The following is a 3682-nucleotide window of genomic DNA, read 5'->3' on the forward strand; positions in this document are numbered from 1 at the left end:
CGGGCGTAACTCAGTGGTAGAGTGTCAGCTTCCCAAGCTGAAAGTCGCGGGTTCGACTCCCGTTGCCCGCTCCAGATCAGGCGCCGGAGGCCGAGGTTGGTTCTCCGGCGCCTCTTGATTGCTCGCGCGAGGGCGAGAATCGGGGGACAGGTCGCACGGGGACGGCTCGCATGCGGATCGTGTCGGTCGATGAAGGCTCGCCCGCCCAGCGCATCGGGGTGCGCGCGGGGGAGACCCTCGTCGCCATCAACGGCAACTCGATCCGGGATGTCCTCGACTATCACTTCCACGCGGCCGACGGGGATCTCGAGATCCTGGTCTCCTCCTCCCCAGCGGCAACGCGGACACTGGAGGTGCGCCTCGATCCGGGCCAAGCGCTCGGCCTTCAGCTCGAGGAATTGAAGATCCGCCTCTGCGGCAACAACTGCATCTTCTGCTTCGTCGACCAGAATCCGAAGGGGATGCGTCCGTCGCTCTATCTCAAGGACGAGGACTACCGCCTCTCCTTTCTGCATGGGAACTTCGTCACGCTGACAAACATGAAGAAGTGGGAGATCGAGCGGATCGTCGAGCAACGCCTGACCCCGCTCTACGTCTCCGTTCACTCGACGAACCCCGAGACGCGCCGCAGGCTCTTGCGTCCCAGGGCGGAGAGGGACATCCTCGCCCTGATCGACTATCTGACGCAGAGCGGGATCGAGATCCATACGCAGATCGTTCTATGCCCCGGATACAACGATGGGGACGACCTCGAAGCCACGATCGGCGACCTCGCGGCCCGCTGGCCCGGGGTTCGCAGCCTCGCAATCGTCCCTCTCGGGCTGACCGCCCACAGGGAAGGCCTGCCGCAACTCCGTGGAGTGACCCCTGAGATCGCCTCCCGCCTCCTGGAACAGGCCGAGCGGCATGAGGAGCGCTTCCGGAGCCGGTTTGACGCGGGCTTCGTTTACCTCGCCGACGAGATCTACCGTCTCCTGGGCCGCGAGGTGCCTCCGGCCGCGCGCTACGATGGCTTTCCTCAACTCGAGAACGGGATCGGGATGACGAGGGACTTTCTCGACCGACTGCGCCGCCGGCGCCGCCTCTTCCCGACCGCCGCCCGCTCGGGCGAGCGGGCATTCACCCTCGTCACCGGCGAGCTCTTCGCCCCGATCCTGGAGCCTGCCGTGCGGGCGGCCGTCGAGCGAACGAGCGAGCGGGTCGAGATCCGCATCGTTCCCTGCGCCAATCACTTCTTCGGGAGGAGCGTGACTGTGGCCGGCCTCCTGACCGGCAGCGACATCGCGCGCTCTCTTGAAGGGCGCGAGCTTGGCGACAGGGTCCTTCTCCCTCCAGCGACTCTGAACGATGATGGGCTGTTCCTCGACGATATGCCGATTGCGGCATTGGCCGAGAGATTCGGTGTACCCTTCCAGACGGGGTTGTCCACGAGATGAGCTGGACCATCGGGACTCGGGCCGGCGCGATGATGGCGGCGGCGCCTGCCGAGGGCGAGCCGGCAGGGGGAGCTGAAGCATGAGCCTCCCCGTCGTGGCCATCGTCGGTCGCCCGAACGTGGGGAAGTCGACATTCTTCAACCGCGTCATCGGCAGGACGCTCGCGGTCGTCGACGACACGCCCGGCATCACGCGCGACCGCCACTACGCGCTTGTCGAATGGAGCGGCGTCTCCTTCCACCTTGTCGACACCGGGGGATGGGTGCCCGAGGGGCGGGAGGCCATGGCGCAGCGGATCCTCGAGCAGGTGACCCGCGCCCTCGGGGAGTGCGATCTGGTTCTCTTTCTCGTCGACGCGAAGGACGGCATGCAGCCGGACGATGCGGCGATCGCGCGCGAGCTGATCCGGGGCGGGCACCGGATCCTCCTGGTCGCGAACAAAGTCGACACCGATCGTCGTGAGGCCGACGCGGCCGAGTTCGCCTCCCTCGGCCTGGCCGGAATGCCCCAGACGATCTCCGCCTTGCAGGGCCGGGGCATGGGAGATCTTCTCGACCGGATCATCGAGGAGATTCCGAAGCGGGAGTCGGGACCGGAGAGGCCGGCCGGGATCAGAATCACGGTCCTGGGCAGGCCGAACGTGGGCAAGTCCTCCCTCGTCAATCGGCTGATCGGGGACGATCGGATGATCGTCCACGACGTCCCCGGCACGACCCGGGATGCGATCGATACGCCCTTCAAATACCACGGGCGCCCGATGATCCTGATCGACACGGCGGGAATCCGGCGCAAGATGGGGGGGCAGCCTGATTACGAGTTCTATGCGTCGCTGCGGGCCATTCGCACCCTGGATGGAGCCGACGTCGCCCTTCTCGTTCTCGACGCCTCCGAGCCAATCACCCGCCAAGATGTGAACATCGCCCGTCTGATCGATGACTCCGGCCGCGCCTGCGTCTGGGTCTTCAACAAGTGGGATCTGGTCCAGAAGGACGACAAGACCTCGGCCAGGATGCTCGAGCAGGCGCGGGCCGGCATCCCCTTCCAGGCGCACGCCCCGGCCGAGTTCATCTCGGCGCTGACGGTGCAGCGCGTCAGCCGGGTCCCCGAGCGGATCCTCGAAGCCTATGAGGCCGCGCGAAGGAAGGTGGGCACGTCGGAGCTGAACGACTGCGTGCAGCGCGCGGTCGCGCAGAATCCTCCCCGGACGCGGACGGGAGTGCGTCCGGTGCGCATCTATTACGCCACCCAGATCCGGACGGCTCCGCCCACGTTCGCCCTCTTCGTCAACCGGCCCGAGCACTTCCCCAAGGACTACGGCCGCTACCTCGGGCGCGAGCTGCGCCAGTCCTTCGGCTTCGCCGGCAGTCCCATCCGGCTCACGATCCGGAAGCGCACATGAGCGCGTCGCCTCTCGACTGGATTGTCGCGGCGATCGGCGCCTTTCTTCTCGGGTCGCTCCCTTCGGGGCTCTGGTGGGGGAGGATCCTGCGGGGGATCGACATCCGCCAGCACGGGAGCAGGAACCTCGGCGCGACCAACATCTACAGGACGCTCGGTCCCGCGCACGGGATCGCCGTCCTTCTCCTTGATGTCGCGAAGGGAGCGGGGGCCGTCCTCTGGTCGCAGGCCTGGAGCCACTCGGAGGCGGGTGCTGCCTTGGGCGGCATACTGGCGGTTCTGGGCCACGCCTTCACTCCTTTCGCGCGCTTTCGCGGCGGCAAAGGGGTCGCCGCCGGCCTCGGCGTCTGGCTTGTCCTTGCCCCGCCTGCATCCCTTCTCGCGCTGGCCGCCTTCGGCGTAGTCCTCGGCTTGACGCGGCGCGTCTCTGCCGGGAGCCTGGTCGCGGGACTCGCTCTCGTCCCCCTCGTTATCACCCTCGGGGGAGGAGAGGGGACGACTCTCCGCGGAGCGCTTGCCGCGGCGACGGCCCTGCTGGTCTGGGTCCGCCACTACAGGAACATCGGCCGGCTGCTGGCCGGCACGGAACCGACCCTCTGGGGGAAAGGGCGACGGTGATGGACAAGGCTGCGATCTTCGGCACGGGCGCTTGGGCGACCGCCCTCGCCCTGGTTCTGTGCCGGCGAGGCCTTCGGGTGGTCCTGCGCGCACACGAGCCCGGAATCGCGGATGAACTCGAGAGATCGGGCGAGAATTCTATCTTCCTGCCGGGATTCCAGTTTCCTTCGAATCTTCATGTAGTGTATGACATGGGCGAGGCTCTGGAAGGGAGCGGCCTGGCGGTCATG

General features: G+C 67.0%; 4 protein-coding genes and 1 tRNA gene. All 5 read left to right on the top strand.

What is annotated here, in order from left to right; all coding sequences use genetic code 11:
- Positions 1-74: transfer RNA gene (locus FJY88_12575), tRNA-Gly, on the top strand.
- Positions 75-170: 96 nt separating this feature from the next.
- The gene (locus tag FJY88_12580) at positions 171-1436 is read left to right on the top strand and encodes a DUF512 domain-containing protein (protein MBM3288170.1); all 1266 of its coding nucleotides are present in this window, start codon (positions 171-173) and stop codon (positions 1434-1436) included.
- Positions 1437-1515: 79 nt separating this feature from the next.
- Complete coding sequence (gene der, locus FJY88_12585) at positions 1516-2835, top strand: ribosome biogenesis GTPase Der (protein MBM3288171.1); 1320 nt, start codon at positions 1516-1518, stop codon at positions 2833-2835.
- Positions 2832-3452: a glycerol-3-phosphate 1-O-acyltransferase PlsY gene (gene plsY, locus FJY88_12590; GenBank protein ID MBM3288172.1), complete on the top strand. Its 621-nt coding sequence runs from the start codon at positions 2832-2834 to the stop codon at positions 3450-3452. Before der ends, plsY begins: the two co-directional genes overlap by 4 nt.
- On the top strand, positions 3452-3682 hold a 231-nt coding region (locus FJY88_12595), incomplete at its 3' end, for a glycerol-3-phosphate dehydrogenase (GenBank protein MBM3288173.1). The genes plsY and FJY88_12595, both read left to right, overlap by 1 nt.

The organism is Candidatus Eisenbacteria bacterium, from assembly GCA_016867495.1.
GTDB lineage: Bacteria > Eisenbacteria > RBG-16-71-46 > CAIMUX01 > VGJL01 > VGJL01.

What these genes read in the sequence shown, in the direction of transcription:
- der (MBM3288171.1), top strand. Translation starts at nt 1,516, where the DNA reads ATGAGCCTCCCCGTCGTGGCCATCGTCGGTCGCCCGAACGTGGGGAAG.
- FJY88_12580 (MBM3288170.1), top strand. Translation starts at nt 171, where the DNA reads ATGCGGATCGTGTCGGTCGATGAAGGCTCGCCCGCCCAGCGCATCGGG.
- plsY (MBM3288172.1), top strand. Translation starts at nt 2,832, where the DNA reads ATGAGCGCGTCGCCTCTCGACTGGATTGTCGCGGCGATCGGCGCCTTT.